Genomic DNA, 21098 nt, shown 5'->3' with positions numbered 1-21098 from the left:
ATGGCCCGCGTCGAGCGGCGCGGACGTCGACCTGCGGCTGTGCCGTTCCAGGGACCGGACAGAACCGCTGTTCTGTCCGGTCAGTGCTACCTGACGGCTGGGGACGTTCGGGCGAAGGACGCCGGGTGGCGACGGTCGGCGCGCGTCACCGGACCGGGCGGACGCCCTTCGCGATCTTCCACAACTCACCCATGGCGTCGATCTCCTTGGCGTACTCGGGGCCGATGAGCACCTTGACGGCCAGGTCCTCGCGGAGCTTCCAGGCGACCGCGGGCGTGATCGGGCCGCCGGCGGCCCCCGAGTCGCCGTCCTTGGACAGTCGTGCGGGGTGGCCGCCGAGGTCCACCGTCTCGGCCCGCGATTCCGGCAGGAAGTCGTACAGGGCGTCCGCGGACGCGCCAAGGGCCACGATCACCTGGACGGCATAGCCGGCCTGCGGGAGGCCCGGCTTCTGGAAGCTGGTGGTGTAGCTCTTGCCGGGGCCGATCACATCGTCCTTCGACCATTTGCCCCACTCGAGCCCGTCCGGGAGGTAAGTGAGCTGGATGCCGCCGAACTTGCGCCCGTCGCCGAGGTCCCCCAGGGCCTGCGGCGTCGGCGCGGGCGGCAACTGGACGTGGAGCGTGACCGTACTGCCCCACGCGACGACCTTGCCGGCGGCCGGTTCCTGCATGCCCACCAGGCCGTTGTCGCTCCGCATCCCGGCGAGCGCGACCTTCAGCCCGGCGTCGTGGAGCGCCTTCGCCGCCTCGGTGGCGCGCCGGCCCGTCACGTCGGGCACGGTCACGTCGTTGCGCATCACGACCTGGTTCTGGCCGGTGTCGGCGGGTTCGCCAGGATTCAGCATCACCGGCACGGTCACGGCCACGGCCGCCGTGACGATCGCCGCCCCCGCCACGCGGAGCCTGGTCACGCGGGCGCGGTGTCTCCGGCGTACGGTACTGCCCACTCCGGGTCCGGCCTGAACCTCGGCGACGTGCGCCGCCATGGCGTCGGCGAGGTCGTCCTCGATCGTCATCTCGTCACTTCCCTTGCGACATCCATGTTCTGGCGGATCCTGGCGAGCCCGCGCGCGGCCTGGCTCTTGACCGTCCCGACCGAGCAGCCGAGCAGGGTCGCGGTGGCCTGCTCGGACTGGTCCTCCCAGTAGCGCAGGACGAGCACGGCGCGCATCCTGGGCGGCAGCCTGCGCAACTCGCCGATGAGCGCGTCGCGCAGGTCGAGGTCGGGGGAGTCGGCGGCGGTCTCGGGCGGCCGGGCGAACATGATCTCCTGGACGACCCTGCGCCGCCTCGCCCTGCTGATCGCCGCGTTCACGACGACCTTCCTCGCGTACGCCTCGGGGTTGTCGTGCCTGATCCGCGGCCAGTTCCGGTAGACCTTCTCCAGCGCGTGCTGGACCAGGTCCTCGGCGTCGTGCTGCGTCGCCCCGCACACCAGGATCGCGGTACGCAGCAACGAGGTGCTTCTCGTGGCGAGGAAGTCGTCGAAGGCAGCCTCGTCGTCATCTGTCATGAATGAAGGTCCCCTTTCGCCCTCCCAACGCGCGAGCCCGTCCGGAGGCTGAGTGCCTTCTCGAAGAGCCGAGGTCAGATGACGACCACGCCGTCCGCGCGCAGGGACGCCTGCTCCGGCGGCGAAGGGGACAGCAGGTCGGCCGGCACCTCGTCGGTGTGCTCGCCCAGCTCGGGAGCAGCCAACGGCGGGACCTGGCAGCCGCCCCGCGCCAGGCTGGCCCAGCGGGCCATCACTACCCCCAAAGACTGGGGGAGCCTTCGCGCTCTCGTAAGCTACAACATCATTTCGTTACCGATAGTAATCAGCCAAGTACTCAACGTTCATGATGGGTGGGCAGCACCTGCTGCCCTGGGACCCCCCGGAAGGAACCGCAATCGTGCGACGCACACTGACCACCTTGGCTGCATTCGCCGCAGCCGCCGCACTCACCATCACCGTCCCCGGGGGCCCCGCCTTCGCCATCGACCACGTCGAATGCCGGGGCGGCGAGAACTTCCTGAAGATCTGGTCACACTCCGGCGGACGCCAGAGCGTTGACTGCTACGCCAACAGGGGCAGGACGGACTTCGGCGGATGGTGGGTCGACCGGATCTCCACCGGCAACAACGATCTGATCTACTACGACGCCAACGGCGACTCGGTGAGGATCACTCGCTGGACCGAGATCAGCTTCCCGAATCGCCCTCCGAAGGTGGCCTCCATCGAGATCCTGTGAGACGTCGCCGTCCGGATCCCGGACAGGTCGGCCTGCTCGACGTGGTCGGGGGCGGGGAACAGCTTGTCCAGGCGGGCTGCTGTGACGGCGCGATCGCCGCAGCGCACGGCCTTGCGGCGCTCCAGCCGCCGGGCGGGGTGGTCGCCGGCAGGTCCTTGCGCTGGGCTCCGGCGGCGAAGCTGAACCGCGATGTCAGGTACGTCCGTGCCATCCGGCGCGCGGACGGCACGGACGTACCGAACCTTGTGACTTACCAGTTGGCGTCGCTGATGGGCTCCAGCCGGAACTTCTCGTTGTCCTGGTTACCGGAGTCGTACTGGTTCACGCTGGCGCCGTAGTCGAGGCTGGCGTTCTCGATGGCCAGTACCTTGCCTGAGTGCTTGACCACGATGCGGACGTAGCCGTCGCCGGCGTCGCGCAGTTCGAACTTCTCGTTGTCTTGGTGGCCGGAGTCGTACTGGTTCAGGCTGGCGCCGTAGTCGAGGCTGGCGTTCTCGATGGCCAGTACCTTGCCTGAGTGCTTGACCACGATGCGGACGTAGCCGTCGCCGGCGTCGCGCAGTTCGAACTTCTCGTTGTCTTGGTGGCCGGAGTCGTACTGGTTCAGACTGGCACCGTCCTTGAGGCTGGCGTTCTCGATGGCCAGCACCTTGCCCGAATGCTTGACGATCAGCCGAGCTCGCGGAGGGAAGGGAGCCATGGTTACCTCCTTGGTAGGGGAAAACGGGGATAGGGGCCTGACACACACCGGATGGTGTGCCCTGCCAGTGGTGAACAAATTGAGTCGGTCGACATTCAAAATGACAGATATTCTTCAGCAACGAATCCCGACAGATGCGCCGGTCAAGAAAGTCCGGGATGAACTGTCGAATCCCGACGCGAGCACCAGCGACATGCCCGCCTGTCCCGAATGTTCGGCGAAGAGTTTGTGGACGCCGGTAGGATCGCGGGCGGGCTTGATTTCAATTACTGGTTGACCGGCCGTCTCTTCCCGGTCCGCTGCATGACCTGGAATGCGTCCTCGATGCCGATCACCAGCTGTAACTGCCTATTGATCAGGCTGGCGACAGCAGGAGTGGCCATATGATTCCCTCCAATCGGTGATCGAGGCAGCGGCGCGCCGTTCGTCTCTATGAAACTTGATTGCGAGCGGGAAATCACCCTCCAGTCGTGGCCACATGCGGACAGGGTTCAAGCGTCTGCAACTTAATCGCGCCAGCGGTGTCAGGTGAGATCGCCACGACGGGTCCGGAATCGACGCCAAACTACGCGGAGCCATCGTCCATGGATGGGTGTCTAAAAGACTATGTCCATGTATCGCCGCCGCTTAGCCGCTATCAGCCAGTGGACAGGTGATTGTTGATGTGGGTACGTGAAAGTGGCAGCGCCGGGAGCAATGCCGTTGCGTTCTCGGTTGATGGGCGCTTGCCGGCTCGATGAGGCAGCTGTTCGGGGGAGCTGGTAACGGTAGACGTCGGCGGCGTGGGGGTCTCCGCGGGCGCCGGCGTGGTCATGGGGGCCGGCGCGGACGTGGGTATGGTGGTCACGCCCGCTGTGGTGGCGGAGGGGGCCAGGGTGAGGGCTGCGCCGTGGTGCGCGCGGCCGACGCTGAGGTGGTCTTGGGCAGGCTGCTGGGTGACGAGGAGGGCCAGGCTGACATCCTGCTCGCGGTGGACAAAGGCAGACAGCCACGGCAGGTTGCGCGCGGCGCAGGTCGGACAGAGCATGCCGCCGCCGTAGTAGTCGCCGCGGTTCGTGGCCCCATGACGAACGGCGTGGAGGAGAGCCGGTGGCGGCCCGGAACTCGCGCTGAGGGTGAGGGCATGAACATTGATCCATGCCCGTTGGCGGATCGCCGACATGCTCCCGGTCCCTGAAACCGAGAAACCGCGTCTCAGGCCGCCGCGCTCACCGGACGGCAGGCCGGCGCTGCCTGGACGGAAATTGCCGTGAAGAAAACCTGCCGAGCGGCGAACACTGGATGACAGTCGCCTTCGGAAGGACGCCATGACTGCACCACCTGACGCCAATGACGTGATGGAAGACGTCACCGTGGTCGAGCGGTCGCTGCACAGTCCCGAGCTTTTCGCCCTGCTGTACGACCGGTACTTCACCGAGCTCTACCGCTACCTGGCCGCCCGGCTCGGCGGCGAGCAGGCCGAGGACCTGGTCGCGGACGCCTTCCTGCTCGCCTTCCACGGCAGGCACGGCTTCGACCCGCAGCGGGGCACCGTGCGGTCGTGGTTGTTCGGCATCGCCACGAACGTCGTGGCCCGGCACCGCCGCAGGGAGGGCCGCCGCCTGAACGCGCTCAGCAAGGTGGCGGCCGAGGACACCGCCGACGGGCCCGAGGACCAGGTGACCTCGCAACTGGCGGCGCTGGCCAGCCGCCCGCAGCTGGTACGGGGGCTGAAGGGCCTGGCGAAGGGTGATCGTGACGTGGTGTTCCTGCTCGTGTTCGGCCGGCTGGGTTACGAGGAGATCGCCACGGCCCTGGACATCCCGGTGGGGACCGTCGGGTCCCGGATCAACAGGGCGCGCAGGAAGCTGCGCAAGGCCCTCGGCGACGTCAACCCGATCGGGGAGTGGTGATGGACGAGTTGAAGCTGGTCGAGGCCGTGTTCGCCGAGCCCGAGCCGACGCCGGAGGCGGCGGCGAGGGGACGTGACCGCCTGCTCCGCCAGGCGCCCGCGCCACGTCCGGGCCGTTCGTGGCGCAGCGCGCTGCCGATCCGGCGCGTCGCCCTGGTCGGCGCCATGGCGGTGCTGCTCACCGGCGGCATCATCGTCACCCAGACGAGTCTGGGCGGCTCCGATCCGCGTACCCCCGGGCATCTGCTCGCCGCTCCTCCGGCCGACGCCAAGGCGCTGCTCACCCTGGCCGCGCGGGCCGCCGCCGACCGTCCCGACACGGTGCCCGCCCGCGGGCAGTACGTGCACACCAAGACGCTGGTCCAGCGCAGTCTGCACACCAAGGGCGAGTCGGGCGAGACGCAGTACACCAGGGTGCTCGTCAGCGAGGAGCGGTGGGAGGCCGCCGACGTGGGCAAGCCCTGGCTGAGCCGCAGCCAGAGCCTGTCGGGCACGGGACCGGCGCCCCGGAGGTACTGGGACCACGGCGTCGAGGACATCGTGTACGAGCCGGGAACCTGTCCCGGCCGGCCGGCCTACGCGCGGCTCGGCGCCTGGCCGACGGACCCCGGTCAGGTGCGCGCGAAGATCGTGACCGACACGGGCGAGGACCCGCTGCGCATCTGGCACGCCCTCCAGAGCCTGGTCCGCGAGTCCGTGGTGCGTCCCGGCCTGGGAGCCGCGCTGTACCAGGTCGCGGCCGGGCTGGACGGCATCGTGCTCGTCGGCGACGCCGTGGACGCCGCCGGCCGCCCCGGCCTGGCCGCCGCCATGGACGAGGGCGACGGCACCCGGTCCGAGCTGATCTTCGATCGGACGACCTATCGCTATCTGGGCGAGCGCACGGTGAGCACCAGGGACCGCAAGGTGAAGGTGTCCTCGGGCGTCGAGTACATCGAGAAGAAGGGCACGGTGACCGGCAGCGCGGTGCTCGCCGTCGACCTCGCCACCGGCCTGCCCGAGGTGTCGCCGAAGGCGTCCCGCATGAAGATCCCCTGCTGAGACTTTCCCTCTGATCCGGCCGTTCCGGCCGTGAGTTCTGTTTCGCATGCCTTCCGACAGATCCGGCATGCCGTCAAAAAGGAGAACATCGATGTTCATCGTCAAGGCGATTGCGGTCACCCTGCTCGCCGGCTCGTTCGGCGGGCCCGCGTCGCCGCCGTCCGGGGACGCCGCCGCGTACGAGAAGCAGGCGCAACTGGAGGCCGAGCGCGTCGCCTGCATGACCGAGCGGGGCCTGGAGTACGTGGCCTCCCCGGAGACGCGCTACAAGTGGCAGCCCGGGGAGCAGGAGCGGCTCGCGGGTGACCTGAAGGCGCTGCGGGCCTACCGGGCCAAGTACGGCTTCGGCGTCTGGTCGGTGAACGTCTATCCGAAGGACGAGGTGGTCAACCCCGTCCAGCAGGACAACCCGAACAACAAGCTGCTGATGTCGCTGTCGGCGGGTGAGCTGAAGAAGTGGCGCGCCGCCGACGAATCCTGCTTCTCCCGGGCGGTCAAGGAGGTGCTGGGCAAGACCGTCACCTCCCAGGACGACTACGGCGACCAGCTCGAAGAGGCGGTACGGAAGTCGTTGAGCGTCCTCGACCAGGACAAGGAGCTCGTCCAGCTGGGCAAGCAGTTCGCCGCATGCCTGGGCGTCAACCAGACCGAGCCGGCCGAGCTGGACGGTCTGAGCCACGCGAAGATCGTGCGGCAGGCGTCCGACGTGGCGAAGAAGGCGTGGAAGGGCGAACTGCCCAAGGGCAAGACCGTCATCTTCCGGCCGAACCTGAAGCCCGCGCAGGCCAGGCCGTACCTGGACAAGGAGATCAAGGCGGCGCTGAAGGACCTGGAGTGCGGCAAGGACTTCTACCCCGCCTACTCGCCCAAGGCCATGGAGATCACGTCGGGGGTCTACCGGGAGTTCGGCCGGGAGGGCGCGGCACAGGCGATCCCGTCCCGGATCTACCGCAAGCTCGTCTGACCACAGCACGCCAGGGGGCCGCTCGTGGCGCGCGGGCGGCACCCCGATTCCTCCGCCTCCAAGGTTCCTGCCGGTGGCACGGCAGAGTCGCTTCCCAGGCCATCAGCGTCTCTGCCCCATCGGACGAGCAACTCCCCGCACATCGACCACGAGAGAGCAGATGACATCAACACACGCAACCCTCGCCATGCTCGTGGCGGGATGTCTCGTCGCCAGCGGATCCACGAGCGCCGCGCAGGCGGCAGAGCCGGTCTCTCCGGTGACCGAAGTGCCGGGCTCGGTGACGCTGCTGACCGGTGACCGGGTGACCGTCACCGCGAACGGTCACCGGATCGAGCCGGGACCGGGCAGAAAGGAGCGCTTCGACGTTCAGCGCCGTCAGGGCCACCTCCACGTCATTCCAGAGGACGCGAAGCGGCTGCTGGCACAGGGGTTGCTGGACGAGCGTCTGTTCGACGTCACGCAGTTGCTCACCTGGCGATACGGCGACGCCCACAAGGCGGAGATACCGCTGATCGTGCAGTCACCCCAAGGGAAGCCGGCGCAGAGGCTCAGCGGAACACGGAAGGCGAAGGAGTTCGCCGGGCTGGGGCTGGCCGCCACGAGCGTCCCCAAGGTGACCGCGGGCCAGACCTGGCAGAGTCTGGTCGGCGACGCCCGGTCACTGGCCGCGGGCAAGTCGAAGATCTGGCTGGACGGCAAGCGGCCCCTCACCCTTGACCAGAGCGTCAAACAGATCGGGGCCCCGCAGGCGTGGCAACAGGGGCTGACCGGAGCCGGTGTCACGGTCGCCGTGCTCGACTCCGGTTACGACGCCACTCACCCCGATCTCAAGGACGTCGTCACGCAGTCGCGCAACTTCTCCGACGAACCCGACATCACCGACAACGTTGGACATGGCACCCACGTTTCGTCCATCGTGGCAGGAGCCGGAGCCAAGTACCGGGGCGTCGCGCCGGGGGCGAAGATCGCGCTCGGCAAGGTCGGCGGCGAGTACGCCGGCGAATCGGCACTGCTGGCAGGCATGGAATGGGCCGCCGCCGAAGTCAAGGCGAAGATCATCAACGTGAGCGTCGGCAGCCCGGACACGCCCGGCGTCGATCCGGTGGAGCACGCCGTCAACGCCTTGTCGGCGCGGACGGGAGCGCTGTTCGTCATCGCGGCGGGCAACGACGGAACATCTGGCTCGGTCAGCAGCCCGGGCAGCGCCGAGGCGGCACTGACGGTCGGCGCGGTCGACAAGTCCGACCAGATGGCCGAATTCTCCAGCCGCGGCCCAAGACTGGGCGATCACGCGATCAAGCCGGACGTGACCGCCCCCGGCGTCGACATCACGGCGGCGGCCGCGCAGGGCACGGCAGAGGGCCCGTACGCCACCCACAGCGGCACCTCCATGGCGGCGCCACACGTCGCGGGCGCGGCGGCGATCCTCGCCCAGCGGCACCCGGACTGGAACGGAGAGCAGCTCAAGGCCGCGCTCATCGGCAGCGCCGCGCCGCAGGCCGGCGCCACGCACTTCGACCAGGGCGCCGGGCGCGTCGACGTGGTCCGCGCGATAGGCCAGGAGGTGTACGCCAGCCCCGCGAACATCGGCACGGTCTTCCGCTGGGGCGAATCCGGCGAGCGGCAGGCGGCCAAGGAGATCACCTACACCAACGCCGGCGACTCCCCGGTCACGCTCGACCTCACCGCGGACGGCGGCGTGCTGCGCACCTCGGCACAGCGGGTCGAGGTGCCCGCCAGAGGCACGGCGTCCGTCACCGTGACGATCGACGGGACCGGCAGACAACCCGGTGATCACCCGGGCGCCGTCACCGCCCGATCGGGTGACCTGCTCATCCGCACCGTCGCCACCGCGTACGTGGAGCCGGAAGCCTACGACGTGAAGATCAGCGCGCTCGGCGCGGACGGCCGGCCCGTCGACGCGGTCGGGGAGTTCTACAACGGCAAGGGCGAGAGCGTTCGCATGCTCCTCATCGGCGCGCCGGACACCTACCGGCTCCCCGCCGGCGAGTGGAGCCTGTACGTGGACATCTACGAAGGATCGCGCATCACGACCACGCACCTGCCGGTGAAGGTCGGCGAACAGGGCACGGAGGTGATCCTGGACACGCGCAAGGCCAAACCGATCAGGTTCACCCTGGACGAGCCCACGGCTGTCACCAGCGGATGGACCGAGATGTGGGTGATCAACGGTTCATGGTGGCTCGGCTGGGCCGGAGGCAGGCCCGACCCCAGCTCCGTGTACTTCGTGCTCGGCTCCCAGCAGCCCGGACTGAAGTACGTCAGCAGGATGCATTTCCACAAGAAGGACGCCTCTCCCACCCCCGTCCGCTACGACCTGGTGGACGAACGCCAGGACGGCATGCCCGAGGACCCCACCTGCACGGCCAGGGTGAAGGACCTCGACCAGGTGACCACGACCTTCCGCGGCGCCGGAACGGCCGCGAAGGGCACTTACTTCGTGGCGAACGCCGTCGAAGGCGTTTCTGCCGGATTCCTGACCCCCACGAACGATGTGCCGCTGCCGGGCAAGCTGACGGAATATCGGACGCGAGGGTATAAGTGGTCCAGCGCGCTGCGCGTCGGCGATTCCGCGGTCACGGGGGCCACGGAGCCCACCGGCCACGGCCGCGATCGTCGGACGTGGGGCGCCGCCGTGAGCGGTCCGTCCTTCGCCACCTTGGGCGGCTGGCGAGAGGGTGACACCGTGGTGTTCGACGGCGCCCGGCTGTTCTCCGAGGGCGTGCCCGGCCGGGTCGGCACGGATGGCGCGGCCACCGGCACCGTCATCCTCGCCCAGGACGGTCAGGTCATCTCCACGATCGACTACACCGGGTGCGGCCCGTGGGAGCTCGATTCCTGCCGGTTGACCGCCGGCATCCCGGCGAAGCCCGCGACGTACACGCTCAGTGCGACGTCCGACCGGCAGGTGCCGTACTCCACGCTCTCCACGAAGGTGGCATCGACGTGGACGTTCCGCTCGGCGCACACCGCCGGGCGGGAAGCACTCCCGCTGTCGGCGGTCCGCTACGCCCCCAAGGGGCTGGACGAGTACAACCGGGCCAAGCCCGGATCGTCCACCCGGCTGCCCATCTGGATCGAACGCAACCCCGGTGCTCCCGCGGCGGCCGTGACGTCCATCCACCTGCAGATGTCCGTCGATGACGGAGTGACCTGGCGCGACATCCGGGTCAGGGCCGAGGGTTCGGCGTGGACGGCGCAGATCGACAATCCGCGCACAGCGGGCTTCGTGTCCCTGCGCGCCACGGTGACCGACAGCGCGGACAACAGCGTCAGCCAGACCATCCACCGGGCCTACGCGGTCGGATAACCTCCCCAGCCGTGGAGCCGGAGACGACCACCGTCGCCTCCGGCTCCGCACACGTGCGCGCCTGCGATCAGCACCCCTGCGGCGATGGTTTGGCTGGATTCCCCGCGTCGGCGACGGTTGAGGTTGGCGGTGCGCTTGACGGAGGCCGACGGGCGGACCGGTCAGCTCGGGTTCGACCGGCCCGTTCGCCTCGCCCTGCCCTCGATGGATCACAACGGACAGGGGACCGGAGGCTGCGAGGCGTTGTGCGGAGCCGTACGCTGGCTACTGCTGTGGGGGCACGATGCTGGCGTGGGCCGCGACGACCCGCCAGTCACCTGCGGCATCCCTGGTCCAGCTCCTGGTGTAGCGCATCTGGGCGCGGAAGGTCTGCCCGCCGGCCGTGCCCGCGATGGTGCCGAGGAACCAGGTGATGCCGGTCGTGCCGTCAACGAGGACGCGTAGATCCTCCTCCTCCACCTGGGTCAACGACTGGGCGCCGGAACGCTGGATGTCGAGATCGTCCTGCTTGGTGTACAGGGCTCCGTCGATGCCGTTGGTGAAGATCAGCCGATCGTCGAGAAGCGTGTCGAGGGCGTCGGCGTCACCCGCCAGTTGCGCCGCTTGAAGGCGGCGTTCGGCTGCGCGTAGTTCCTCGGTGGAATTGTCCATCCCGACTACCTCCAGGGAGAGTTCTGAGTGCCTCGCGGGGCATGGATCTGCAGGCCGTGGACCGGCCCTCTCGTCCGGACCCCATCTGAGTATCTCGTGATCTCGTAAGGCGAGAGCGGTGCAGCGGCCCTCAGTGATCCTGATGTCATCGGGGCCGGGCAGAGCCAGGCACAGGCCGTCCAGCGCGGCGGCGAACGCGTGCTCGGCCGGTGTGCCGTACCCGATGACCAGGCCGTCGCGTGCCGGCATGGCGCTGTCGGGATGCCGGTAGGGAGCAAGGCCGTCCAGGGCGAGGCCGAGGCGGCGGGCGGCGCGCAGGGTGGCCTCCTCGGTGCCGGGGGGCAGGTCGAGCACCGCGTGCAGGCCCGCGGCGATGCCGCTGACGGTGATGTGCGGGGCGCGCTCGGCGAGCGTGGCCGTGAGCAGGCTGCGGCGGCGCCGGTAGATCGCTCGCATCCGGCGCAGCTGACGGTCGTAGGCGCCGCAGGCGATGAAGTCGGCCAGGGTGAGCTGGTCGGTGACGCTTGACCAGAATTCGCGCGTGCCTTTGGCGGCGAGCACGTCGTCCACCAGCCGGGTGGGCAGCGCCATCCAGCCGAGCCGCAGCGAGGGGGACAGGCTCTTGCTGGTCGAGCCGAAGTAGACGACGCGGTCGGGGTCGAGGCCCTGCACGGCGCCGACCGGTTCGCGGTCGTAGCGGAACTCGCCGTCGTAGTCGTCCTCCAGCACCAGGCTGCCCGTGGCGCGCGCCCAGTCGATGACCGCGGCCCGCCGCCGGGGGTGCAGGGCGCCGCCGGTCGGGTACTGGTGCGCCGGCGTCAGCAGGACCGCCCGCGCGTCCGTGGCGGGAAGGTCCTCGATCCGGGCGCCGTGGGCGTCCACGGTGAGCGGGACGGTCCTCAGCCCTGCCTCGGTCAGCAGGGAGCGGTGGAAGGCGAGCCCGTAGGCCTCGACGGCGACCGGCCCGCGCAGCACCTGGCACAGCAGCCGCAACCCGTGCGCGTATCCCGAGCAGATCACGATGTGCTCCGCCGTGGTGCGTACGCCCCTGGTGCGCGCCAGGTAGTCCACCAGCGCCTGACGCACCTCGGGCCGGCCGCGGGGGTCGCCGACGCCGAAGGCGTCGCTGGGGGCGGCGGTCAGCGCCCGCCGGGCGGAGGTGGCCCAGGCCGAGCGGGGGAAGGCGGCGGCGTCGGGGGAACTGGGCATCAGGTCGTGGACGATCCGCGCCCGGGACGGACGCGCGGGAGCTCGCCGCGGGTCCGGCTCCAGAGGCGCGGCGCGGTGCGCGACCTGGGTGCCCGAGCCCTGACGTGCGGTGAGCCAGCCCTCCTCGACGAGTTCGGCGTAGGCGGCGGCCACCGTGTTGCGGGCGATGCCCAGGTCCACGGCGAGGGCGCGGTAGGGCGGCAGGCGGGTGCCGGGCGCCAGCCGTCCGGAGCGGATGGCCTCGCGCAGGGCCCGCATCAGCCGTACGCGGGCGCCGCCGGTGCCGGTGAGCTCCAGGTGCAGGTCGCTGCCGCTCACGAATTGGCCCAGGAAAGAGTCATCGGAATGCACCATATCGTGGGCCGATCACGCTCCTAGCGTGGTGCCCATGACGAACGTTGCCGTTGCCGAACGGATGAACCTCTCGCGTGTCGCCCCCAAGGTCTTCAAGGCCGTGCTGGCCCTGGACGCCGTGGCCCGCGAAGGGCTGGACCCGGTGCTGGTCGAGCTGGTGCAGATCCGCGCCTCGCAGATCAACCGGTGCGCGTACTGCATCGACTACCACACCGGCGACGCCCGCCGCGCCGGTGAGAGCGAGGCGCGGATCTACCAGCTCAGCGCCTGGCAGGAGGCCGGTCTCTACACCGCGAAGGAACGCGCCGCCCTGGCGCTGACGGAGGCGGTGACCCTGCTGCCGGACGGAGTCGAGGACGAGGTGTACGACGAGGCCGCGCGGCAGTTCGACGACAAGGAACTGGCCCAGCTCATCGCGCTGATCTTCACGGTCAACGCCTGGAACCGCATGAACGTGACCACGCGCAAGACCCCCGGCACCGAGTAGACCCGCCGTTCCCCGCTGCCGGGGGGGGGGGGGGGGGGGGGGGGGCGGCCCGCGCCCCCCCCCCCCCCCCCCGCGCCCTGACCACATCCGGAAAGGCCCACACCCATGACCGCCATCGACGCCGGGTCGCCGGACGCGGCCCAGGACCCCTCGCCGGTCCGGGGCTGGCTCGCGATCCTCGCCGTCACGCTGGGCATCTTCGCCCTGATGACGTCCGAACTGCTGCCCGTCGGACTGCTCACCCCCATCGGCGCCGCCCTCGACCTCTCCGAGGGCACCACCGCGCTCATGGTCACCGTGCCCGGACTGGTCGCCGCCGTCGCGGCGCCGCTGGTCACCGTGGCCACCGCCCGCATCGACCGCCGCCTGGTGCTGGCCCTGCTGATCGGCATCGTGGGGGCGGCCAACCTCGCCTCCGCCCTCGCCACCGGCTTCGCCGTCGTCCTGCTGGCCCGCTTCCTGATCGGCATCAGCGTCGGCGGCTTCTGGTCCCTGGCCGGCGGCATCGCCCTGCGCCTGGTGCCCGAACGCCACGTCGCCCGCGCCACCGCGGTCGTCTTCGGCGGCGTCGAGACCGCGTCCGTGCTCGGCGTGCCCGCCGGCACCCTGACCGGTGACCTCGCCGGCTGGCGCACCGCGTTCGCCGCCGTCGGCGTGCTCGGCCTGATCTCGCTGGCCTGCATGGTCATCGTGATGCCGAAGGTGGCGCCGCAGCGCACCCTGACGTTCGCCGACCTGCCGCGCGTCCTGCGCACCCACCGCGCCCTTCGCACCGGCATCGCCATGACCTTCCTGGCCGTCACCGGGCACTTCACCGCCTACACCTTCCTGCGGCCCATCCTTCTGGACGGCGGCGTCCCCGACGGCATGATCAGCGTGCTGCTCCTCGTCTTCGGCGTCGCCGGCATCTGCGGCAACTTCCTGGCCGGTGCCCTGGTCACCACGCGCCTGCGGCAGACCGTGTGCGGCATCGGCCTGCTGCTCACCGCCGCCATGGTCGCCGTCGCGATCGGCAGCCACGACGTCTGGTCCGCGGCCGCGATCCTGGTCGTCTGGGGGCTGGCGTACGGGGCCGTCCCGGTCACCTTCCAGACCTGGATCCTCGACGCCGCCCCCACCGCCACCGAGGCCGCGTCCTCCCTGTACGTCTCGACGTTCAACCTGTCGATCGCCCTCGGCGCCTTCGCCGGCGGCCTGGCGGTCGACGCAGCCGGGCCGGTGAGCGTGTTGTGGATCGGCGGCGTCCTGACCGTCCTGGTGCCGCCGCTCATCATGATCGCCCGTCGCCGTTCAGCCCGGCCTGATCCGTGCCGTCCGCCTTCAACGTGACAACGAGGACTCCGCTGTGAGCAACAGCCCCGGCACGCAACGTCCTGGCGATCAGTGCCATCGGCACCCAACGCCGCTTTCCGGGATCAGTCGGGCGCGACAGCGCCTACGTCGTGGCGGCCCGGACACCGAGGACGACGAGCACCACCGCCGTCACCTTGCCGACTGCACGCCTGAAGCGGGCCCTGTGCAGAAGGTGTGCCCCTTGGCGAACAAGGGCCGTCCAGGTCAGCAGCCACACCGCCATCAGTAGGGCATGGGCGGTGGCCAGGGTGAGGATCTGCCCGTTGAGGGGACGGTCGGGCACGATGAACTGCGGGACCAGGGTCAGGTAGATGGAGGCGGCCTTGGGGTTGAGTACGTTCGCGAGCAGCGCCTGGGTGTAGACGGAGCCGGTACGCATCGGCTGCTCCGTCAGCTTGGGAGGCGGGGGCAGGGTGGTGGAGCGCCAGGTCCACAGGCCGAGGCCGACGAGGTAGGCCGCCCCGAGGAGCTTGACGACGGTGAAGGCCTGGCTGGAGTGCATGACCAGGGCCGACAGTCCGGCGATGGCCAGGGTGGCGTGGGCGTACAGGCCGCTGACCGTGCCGAGGATGATCGGGAGGGCCTGCCGGTGACCGCCGGCCGTGACGTGCTGGATGAGCAGGGTCAGGCTGGCGCCCGGAGTGGCGATGATGGGCAGGATCGCCGGGAGGAACGCAGCGACCGCGTACGTGTGGGTCATGCCTGGAGCACGACGCGGAAGTGGGTGGTGAGGCGGTGGTCGTCGTCCAGGATGTGGAAGGCGAGGCCGGGCGGTTGGTCGCGGTCGGCGGGCTGGTCGCCCTCCCACGGCAGGCGCAGGGTCCAGGTGACGGCCGGCGCGACGATCAGGGGACGACCGGCGAAGGTGGAAGCGGCCGCGGTGTGAGCGTGGCCGGTGAGCACGGCGACGACCTGCGGATATGCGTCGAGCAGCGTGGCCAGGTCGCCGGGCGCCTCCAGCCGCCCGGAGTCGGGCAACGGGTGGTGGAGCACGACGGGCGGCTGATGGAAGGCGATCAGCGCGGGCGTGTCCGGGGCGAGCCCGTCGAGGGTGGCGTGCATCCAGGCGAGGGTTTCGGCGTCGAGCCGGCCCTCGTCGCGTCCGGGAATGGTGGAGTCGCACATCAGGACGGCGGTGCCGGCGACGTGGTGCACCCGGTTGACGGGGCCGGGCGCGGATCGCTCTCGCAGCAGCGCCTTGCGGTAGGCCGGGCGGACGTCGTGGTTGCCGGGGCAGGTGAGCACCGGGAAGGGGGCGGCCAGGATCCGGGCGGCCTGCTCGTACTCGGCCTCCTCGCCGTGATCGGCGATGTCGCCGGTGACCAGCAGGGCGTCCACCGGGCGGGGCAGCGCCTTCAGGTAGTCCATGACGTGGGTGGCACGTCGGGTCGCCCTGTCGGTGCCGTCAAGGTGCAGGTCGCTGATCTGGGCCAAGAGCAAGGTCATCGTACGATCCCCAAGCTGTCTAATGGTTAAATAAGATTTAGCGTTAGGGACCATAGAGTACGGAAGAGGCCGTGAGCAACCGGGAGGTTCGAGTGGAGCGCTGGCCGGCACTGGAACTGGCGAGCACGATCCGCCACGACGGCGACGGCGGTGTCGCCGACGACCTGGCAACGGCGCAGGGCGCCACCCGCTGGATCCGCCAGCAGGCCGAGTTGCTGGCCGGCCGCCTCGACGTCGCGGAGCTCACGGTGGGCGAGGAGCTCAGGAGCGAGATCGTCGAGCTCCGCCGGTCCGTGCGGGCGCTGTTCGCGCGTGCGGTCAGCCCGGCGCCGCCGAGCCGGGCCGACGCCCACCGGCTGATGCCGGTCGACCAGGCGCTGGCGCACGTCAACGCGGCTGCCGCCCGGGAAGCAATCGTCCCGCAGCTCGACTGGCCCACGAGCGGAGCACCCCGTACGGAGGTGTTGTCGACCGAGCGCGACGCGCGCGTCCAGTTGATCGCAGCCCTGGCGCGGGCCGCCATCGATTTCCTGAGCGGTCCGCAGCGTGAGCAGTTGCGGGCCTGCAACGCGCCGCGCTGCGTACGCTACTTCCTCAAGAGTCACGGGCGGCAGGAGTGGTGCAAGCCGTCATGCGGCAACCGCGCCCGGGCCGCACGCCACTACCAGCGCCACAACGCCACGCCCGCCCCAGAACTGCCGGGCTCCTGACCCCTCGGGATCTTCCGAGGGCTGGGCGCCCGTCGGCTCTCGGTGTTGTGTGGGCGGACGCGTTCGCGGCCCAGTCCCTGTAGGTCGCCGCCCTGGTGCTCCGGTGCCGTCAAGGCCCGGAACGCCGCCGACTCGAACCGCAGGACGCGTGCTACTCAGTCGGTTGCCGGGTGTCGGCTGCTGCGCGGGCGAAGGCGCGGATGAGTGGCGTCTCGCTCGCCGTACGCCAGGCGAAGGCCCACCGGCACGGCGGGGCGTCGCGGATCGGGACGAAGGCGAGGCTGGGCCACGGGTAGAAGGTCGCGGCCTCGGCGGTGACCCCGGCGGTGGCCTGGCCCGAGGCGACGGCGCTGAGGGTCTCCTGCCAGGTGGTGACCTTGGGGCCGCGGCGGACTGGGCGGCCGGAGGGGGTGTGGCAGGGGTTGAAGATCTCCTCCATGCAGGAGGGGATCGACTGGCCCTCGACCACGGTGCAGTCGCCGAGGTCCTCCAGGCAGATGGAGTCCCGTCCCGCGTAGGGGTGGTCGGCGGAGACCATCAACACCACGTCGGAGGCGTACGAGGTCGGTTCGACGGTCAGATCGGGCTCGCGGATCGGCAGCCACAGGTGCGCCACGTCCACCTCGCCCGACTTCAGCAGGTCCAGAGGGGAGGCGGGCTGGATCTCGCGGTGCTGGAGCCGGGCGTTCGGGTGGCGGGCGAGGAACAGGTCGAGAACGTCCTTGATCTGCGTGGAGAGCGGGCCGACCGTGCCGAGGGTCAGGGTGCCCGCGGTGCCGTCGGCGGTGGCCTGAGCGGTCGCGATCCCTTGCACGATCTGCCGGTGGCCGCTCTTGAGCGCCTGGTACAGCTGCTCGCCCAGCGGGGAGAGGCGGACCGCGCGGGTGGTGCGGTCGAACAGGGGAGCTCCGACGCGCCGCTCCTGCTTCTTGATCGATTGACTGACGCGGGCAGGGCTGATGCCCAGCCGCTCGGCCGTACGGCTGAAGTGCAGCTCCTCGGCCAGCGTCAGGAAGATCTCGATCTCCCGCATCTCCACGGGCGGGCCTCCGCATTCTTCATCCCAGGGTTAAAGGACGTTATCGGATCCGTCGTAGATGCGGGGCGGCCGGGTGGGAGAGGCTTGGCGCGTTCGGAGGAAATGCTGATTTGGAGGCTCGGTGCCCGTCGGATATCTGATCCCCGTGGTGCTCGTCGCGATCGGGACGCTGTTCGCGCTGCGGCCGCTGCCGGGGTGGAGTCCGCTCGGCCGGGTGAGCTACTTCTTCGGGCTGGCCGCCAACGAACTGCCGTTCGCGGCCTTCTTCTGGCTGCTGCTGGCCCCGACGGCGCTGGCGTTCGCCGAGGGGGACATCCACACGGCGGGCGGCTGGGCCGTCGTCGGCCTGGCCGCCGTGACCACGATCGGGCTCTCGGTCATCGCCTGCCGCGGCCTGGGGGAGCGGGCCAGGATCTGGCGCGCGATGGACGCCGGCCTGGGCGCGGGCTGGCGCGCCGCCGTCGCCGCCGACCTCGCCGCCGGGCTGCGCCGTCGTCCGCCGTGGGCCCGCATCCTGTTCCTGCCCATCTACAAGCGCCGCGCGGATGTCCGCCGGGTGGCCGATCTCTCGTACGGCGACGCGGGCCGGCGCAACCTGCTCGACCTCTACCACCACCGCTCACGCCCGTCCGGCGCGCCCGTGCTGATCCACGTGCACGGGGGCGGCTACTCCGGGGGCCACAAGAACAGCCAGTCGCTGCCGTTGCTCTACCGGCTCGCCTCCCAGGGGTGGGTGTGCGTCAGCGCCAACTACCGGCTACGGCCTGGGGCCCAGCACCCGGACCACCTGATCGACCTCAAGAAGATCATCGCCTGGGTGCGCGAGCACGGCCACGAGTACGGCGCCGACCCCTCGACGCTGTTCGTCGCGGGCAGCTCGGCGGGCGGGCACATGGCGGCGATGGCCGCGCTCACCCCCAACGACCCCGCCTACCAGCCGGGCTTCGAGCACGCCGACACCTCCGTGACCGGCGCCGTCTACCTGAACGGCTGGTACGGCGCCTACTTCGGTCAGGGGCCCGAGTCCTCGCCGCCGGCCCACATCACCGCGGACGCGCCGCCGTTCTTCGTGGCCCACGGCGACCTGGACCCGCTGGTGCCCGTGGCCGAGGCCAGGAACTTCGCCGACCAGCTCCGCCGTACGTCGGCCTCTCCCGTCGTCTACGCGGAGCTGCGTGGCGGCAACCACGCCTTCGACCTGTACCACTCGGTCCGCTTCGATGCGCTCGTCGATGCCATCGAGGCCTTCACCGCCCTGGTGAGATCGCAGCAGCGGACACCGCAGCCTTAGAGCGCCTGACGCGATGAAGTGAGGCGCCGCCGGCAGCTGAGCGCGCAGGCCGGCTTAAGGGGGTGCCGGTGGCGTCGGTGGTCAGGTGATGCTCGCTGCCGGCCCGCCCTCGATCGACCGGCGACGGCCGGTCTGCGCCCTGTTCGGCGCTCTGATCTGGCAGGAGCTGCGCGCCGCCGACGCGCTCGACTTCTCCCGCGCCGCGGCGGGCTCGGCGTTTCATCGCTGTGGGCGTTCACCAGCCGTCATCGAAATCGTCGGCGTCCACCGGGGGATCGTCGCCCTCATCGGCCCCGCGGTTCTCGCCCGAAGAGGACGAATCCTGCCAGTTGCCGGTCCGGAGGTCGTCCACCAGGCTGATGGTGAGAAAGATGCCGAGGGCCGCAGCGAAGAGCCCCATCAGCACATTCCAAGGGGTGGAGAGGTCCTCGCCCGCAGCGTTGACTCCGTGGATCACTCCAGCGATCGTCAGCAGTCCCTCGACGGTCATTGCCGCCGCGAAGGTCAGACACACCGCTGCGATGCAGCGTTGCCCGGTCGTGAGGCGTGTGCTGGGTGTCTCGTGCCCACGCTGCTTCATGTCGCTCAAAATATGGGCAGGCCGGCGGCCCGCCTAGTGGCTGAAAGGGTGCGAATCGCTGCTGTCGCCTGCCCGTGCGCCCGCGTCGGCGAGCACGCTGCGCCTCTGACCCCGGTCAGCCGCGCAGCAGGGCGGTGAGGTCGTCCCAGCGGGACATGAGCAGCCCGGCGACGGCGCCGAAGACGCCGACGATGGCGGCGAGCGCGAGGTCGGCGGGCTGGGCGGCCGCCGCGCCGGCCAGCCCGAGCAGGGCGACCGCGAGGAGAACGAGGTTGCGCACCACGTGCGGCACCCCCATGGGCGTGGTCGAGGCGCCGAAACAGCGGCACGTCACGGCGGCGCCGCGCCGGACGACCAGCACGATGGCGACCGTGAGGCAGGCCAGCAACCCGGCCGCCAGCACGAACGCCGCCGTCCCCGCCCACGGCAGCGGGATCGCGGCCAGGACGACCACGAGGGCCTCCGCCACGGCGGCCGCGACGGCGACCGGCCGGGCCGCCTCGCCTCGGGCGACCCTCATCGCCCTGACGGACTCGACGAACTCTCTCCAGGCGGTACGGCTGGTCACCTTGCTCGCCAGCGCGAGCGCGAACACGGTGAGCAGCAACAGCCGGCATGCCACGTCGACGTACTGCATGATCACAACCTCACGAATCGGGCAACGGGGAGGACGGGCCGGAGTGCGGCCGGGACCCGTCGGTCGTGGAGTCCCCGGCCCGCGCCGGGCTCGCCAAGGCCAGAGGGACGGATTCTTTCGGTTGATCCCTTACCGCCCGCATGTTGCAGGAGATTCCCGCCCGGCGCAACACCCCGGATCGGCCGGCCGGGCCGCGGCATCCGGCGGACCGGCGCTCTGCCTGGGGCGATGCGAGGCCGATGGGAGGCCGTTGAGAAAGCATTGAGAAATCGTTCAGGCGGGCGAAGCATGCTGCGGCCACCAGGCCACCGACCGAAAGGAAGGCTTCATGCGTGCCATGACCAAATTGGCCGACCGGCTGCTGGAGATGGTCGCCCCGCACACCGTCGCCCGGGCGACCGACTGCGACTACCAGTGTTGCAGGGCGGACTACTGGAAGTACTGCTGCTACTACCCGAACGGCACCTCGCACTGCGGCTCCTGCATCACCAACTCGAGCGCCAGGCAGTGGTGCTGAGACCGACCGGTGCCCGGCTGCCGTCCGGCGGCCGGGCGCCTCGTTCGTGCCCCTCTCCGGGAGTTGGACAGTGTCCTACGCAATCGCCGCGCCGGCTCTCGCCGGCCTTCTCTTCCTGACGAACCTGGTGCTGGCGCTCGCGGTGCTGCGGCGCCTGCGCAGGCACACCGCCCGCATCGACGACCTGTACGAGGTCGTCGCCGGCACCCCCGACCTCGACGGCCCCGCCGCGGGCGACCTGGTCGGCGACTTCTCCGCGACGGACCTGGACGCGGCCCCCGTGACGCGGGACTCGCTGCCGGAGGGCGGCGTGGTGGCCTTCCTGTCGCCCGACTGCGAGGGCTGCCGGGCGGAGCTGGCCGAGCTGACCGCCTGGGCGGCCGGGCAGGACCGGGCGCGGGTCCTGGCGGTCGTGGACGCCCGCGGCGGGGATCCCGCCCGGATGGTCGCGGCGCTCTCCCCGGTGGCGCGGGTGGTGGTGGAGCGCGACCACGCGCACGTCGCCGAGGCCTTCGGGGCGCGGACCGTGCCGACCGTCTTCCACGTGGCCGCGGGCGGGACGGTCCTGTCCCGCGTCCGCAGCGTCACCCGGCTCCCCGAGACCGCCGGGAGCCGAGGGGCCGAGCGGGCGGCGAGCAACCCGTCGTGAACGTCGAACCGG

22 protein-coding genes are annotated in these 21098 nt (G+C 70.5%); 11 read left to right on the top strand and 11 right to left on the bottom strand.

Going from position 1 to position 21098, the window contains the following annotated elements; genetic code table 11:
- Window positions 1-145 precede the first annotated feature (145 nt).
- The 3 genes from ACIBST_RS04810 to ACIBST_RS04800 form a co-directional block, all read right to left on the bottom strand.
- Window positions 146-1018, bottom strand: coding sequence for a PASTA domain-containing protein (locus tag ACIBST_RS04810; RefSeq protein WP_397169151.1), 873 nt, complete (start codon window positions 1016-1018; stop codon window positions 146-148).
- Entirely contained in the window at window positions 1015-1515 is a 501-nt protein-coding gene (locus ACIBST_RS04805; RefSeq protein ID WP_397169150.1) for a SigE family RNA polymerase sigma factor, read from the bottom strand. The genes ACIBST_RS04810 and ACIBST_RS04805 overlap by 4 nt, the downstream gene beginning before the upstream one ends.
- A 74-nt stretch (window positions 1516-1589) precedes the next feature.
- On the bottom strand, window positions 1590-1748 hold the full coding sequence (locus ACIBST_RS04800) for a hypothetical protein (protein ID WP_397169148.1): 159 nt from the start codon (window positions 1746-1748) through the stop codon (window positions 1590-1592).
- Between the two features lie 146 nt (window positions 1749-1894).
- Between ACIBST_RS04800 and ACIBST_RS04795 the strand changes: the two genes are divergently transcribed.
- Complete coding sequence (locus tag ACIBST_RS04795; RefSeq protein WP_397169147.1) at window positions 1895-2233, top strand: beta/gamma crystallin domain-containing protein; 339 nt, start codon at window positions 1895-1897, stop codon at window positions 2231-2233.
- Window positions 2234-2483: 250 nt separating this feature from the next.
- Here the strand turns inward: ACIBST_RS04795 and ACIBST_RS04790 are convergent, their stop codons facing one another.
- The gene (locus ACIBST_RS04790) at window positions 2484-2933 is read right to left on the bottom strand and encodes an RICIN domain-containing protein (protein ID WP_397169145.1); all 450 of its coding nucleotides are present in this window, start codon (window positions 2931-2933) and stop codon (window positions 2484-2486) included.
- 637 nt (window positions 2934-3570) lie between these two features.
- Entirely contained in the window at window positions 3571-4095 is a 525-nt protein-coding gene (locus tag ACIBST_RS04785; protein WP_397169143.1) for a hypothetical protein, read from the bottom strand.
- A gap of 145 nt (window positions 4096-4240) precedes the next feature.
- Here ACIBST_RS04785 and ACIBST_RS04780 point away from each other — a divergent pair, with 145 nt between their 5' ends.
- The 4 genes from ACIBST_RS04780 to ACIBST_RS04765 all read left to right on the top strand — a co-directional run bounded on the left by ACIBST_RS04780 (window position 4241) and on the right by ACIBST_RS04765 (window position 10163).
- Window positions 4241-4825, top strand: a complete 585-nt coding sequence (locus ACIBST_RS04780) for an RNA polymerase sigma factor (protein ID WP_397169142.1) — start codon at window positions 4241-4243, stop codon at window positions 4823-4825.
- Window positions 4825-5865 (top strand): CU044_5270 family protein, encoded by a 1041-nt coding sequence (locus tag ACIBST_RS04775; RefSeq protein ID WP_397169141.1) that lies wholly within the window; start codon window positions 4825-4827, stop codon window positions 5863-5865. Before ACIBST_RS04780 ends, ACIBST_RS04775 begins: the two co-directional genes overlap by 1 nt.
- Window positions 5866-5956: 91 nt before the next feature.
- On the top strand, window positions 5957-6829 hold the full coding sequence (locus ACIBST_RS04770) for a hypothetical protein (RefSeq protein WP_397169140.1): 873 nt from the start codon (window positions 5957-5959) through the stop codon (window positions 6827-6829).
- 259 nt (window positions 6830-7088) lie between these two features.
- Window positions 7089-10163: a S8 family serine peptidase gene (locus tag ACIBST_RS04765; RefSeq protein WP_397169139.1), complete on the top strand. Its 3075-nt coding sequence runs from the start codon at window positions 7089-7091 to the stop codon at window positions 10161-10163.
- Window positions 10164-10427: 264 nt separating this feature from the next.
- Here ACIBST_RS04765 and ACIBST_RS04760 read toward each other — a convergent pair whose 3' ends face one another.
- A complete protein-coding gene (locus ACIBST_RS04760; RefSeq protein ID WP_397169138.1) occupies window positions 10428-12341 on the bottom strand; it encodes an aminotransferase class I/II-fold pyridoxal phosphate-dependent enzyme in 1914 nt (637 codons plus the stop codon).
- Window positions 12342-12411: 70 nt separating this feature from the next.
- Here ACIBST_RS04760 and ACIBST_RS04755 point away from each other — a divergent pair, with 70 nt between their 5' ends.
- Window positions 12412-12864, top strand: a complete 453-nt coding sequence (locus ACIBST_RS04755; protein ID WP_397169137.1) for a carboxymuconolactone decarboxylase family protein — start codon at window positions 12412-12414, stop codon at window positions 12862-12864.
- A gap of 105 nt (window positions 12865-12969) precedes the next feature.
- Complete coding sequence (locus tag ACIBST_RS04750) at window positions 12970-14193, top strand: MFS transporter (protein ID WP_397169136.1); 1224 nt, start codon at window positions 12970-12972, stop codon at window positions 14191-14193.
- A gap of 106 nt (window positions 14194-14299) precedes the next feature.
- Here ACIBST_RS04750 and ACIBST_RS04745 read toward each other — a convergent pair whose 3' ends face one another.
- The gene (locus ACIBST_RS04745) at window positions 14300-14917 is read right to left on the bottom strand and encodes a LysE family translocator (protein ID WP_397169135.1); all 618 of its coding nucleotides are present in this window, start codon (window positions 14915-14917) and stop codon (window positions 14300-14302) included.
- Window positions 14914-15663, bottom strand: a complete 750-nt coding sequence (locus tag ACIBST_RS04740) for a metallophosphoesterase (protein WP_397169134.1) — start codon at window positions 15661-15663, stop codon at window positions 14914-14916. Before ACIBST_RS04740 ends, ACIBST_RS04745 begins: the two co-directional genes overlap by 4 nt.
- A gap of 71 nt (window positions 15664-15734) precedes the next feature.
- Between ACIBST_RS04740 and ACIBST_RS04735 the strand changes: the two genes are divergently transcribed.
- Window positions 15735-16373 carry a CGNR zinc finger domain-containing protein gene (locus tag ACIBST_RS04735; protein ID WP_397169133.1) on the top strand — a complete coding sequence of 213 codons (639 nt, stop codon included), beginning with the start codon at window positions 15735-15737 and terminating at the stop codon, window positions 16371-16373.
- A 151-nt stretch (window positions 16374-16524) separates the two neighbouring features.
- On the opposite strand, the gene ACIBST_RS04730 is transcribed toward ACIBST_RS04735, so the two are convergent.
- Window positions 16525-17406, bottom strand: coding sequence for a LysR substrate-binding domain-containing protein (locus ACIBST_RS04730; protein ID WP_397169426.1), 882 nt, complete (start codon window positions 17404-17406; stop codon window positions 16525-16527).
- A gap of 127 nt (window positions 17407-17533) precedes the next feature.
- Between ACIBST_RS04730 and ACIBST_RS04725 the strand changes: the two genes are divergently transcribed.
- A complete protein-coding gene (locus ACIBST_RS04725; RefSeq protein WP_397169132.1) occupies window positions 17534-18703 on the top strand; it encodes an alpha/beta hydrolase in 1170 nt (389 codons plus the stop codon).
- Between the two features lie 235 nt (window positions 18704-18938).
- Here ACIBST_RS04725 and ACIBST_RS04720 read toward each other — a convergent pair whose 3' ends face one another.
- A complete protein-coding gene (locus ACIBST_RS04720) occupies window positions 18939-19283 on the bottom strand; it encodes a hypothetical protein (RefSeq protein WP_397169131.1) in 345 nt (114 codons plus the stop codon).
- Window positions 19284-19398: 115 nt separating this feature from the next.
- Window positions 19399-19920 carry a MauE/DoxX family redox-associated membrane protein gene (locus tag ACIBST_RS04715; protein WP_397169129.1) on the bottom strand — a complete coding sequence of 174 codons (522 nt, stop codon included), beginning with the start codon at window positions 19918-19920 and terminating at the stop codon, window positions 19399-19401.
- A gap of 328 nt (window positions 19921-20248) precedes the next feature.
- Here ACIBST_RS04715 and ACIBST_RS04710 point away from each other — a divergent pair, with 328 nt between their 5' ends.
- Together ACIBST_RS04710 and ACIBST_RS04705 are read left to right on the top strand one after the other, a co-directional pair.
- Window positions 20249-20437: a hypothetical protein gene (locus ACIBST_RS04710; RefSeq protein WP_397169128.1), complete on the top strand. Its 189-nt coding sequence runs from the start codon at window positions 20249-20251 to the stop codon at window positions 20435-20437.
- A 70-nt stretch (window positions 20438-20507) separates the two neighbouring features.
- Window positions 20508-21086, top strand: a complete 579-nt coding sequence (locus ACIBST_RS04705; protein ID WP_397169126.1) for a TlpA family protein disulfide reductase — start codon at window positions 20508-20510, stop codon at window positions 21084-21086.
- Window positions 21087-21098 lie beyond the last annotated feature (12 nt).

The organism is Nonomuraea sp. NPDC049684, assembly GCF_044465345.1.
Taxonomy (GTDB): domain Bacteria; phylum Actinomycetota; class Actinomycetes; order Streptosporangiales; family Streptosporangiaceae; genus Nonomuraea.
This window is presented reverse-complemented; position numbering and strand designations above follow the sequence as displayed.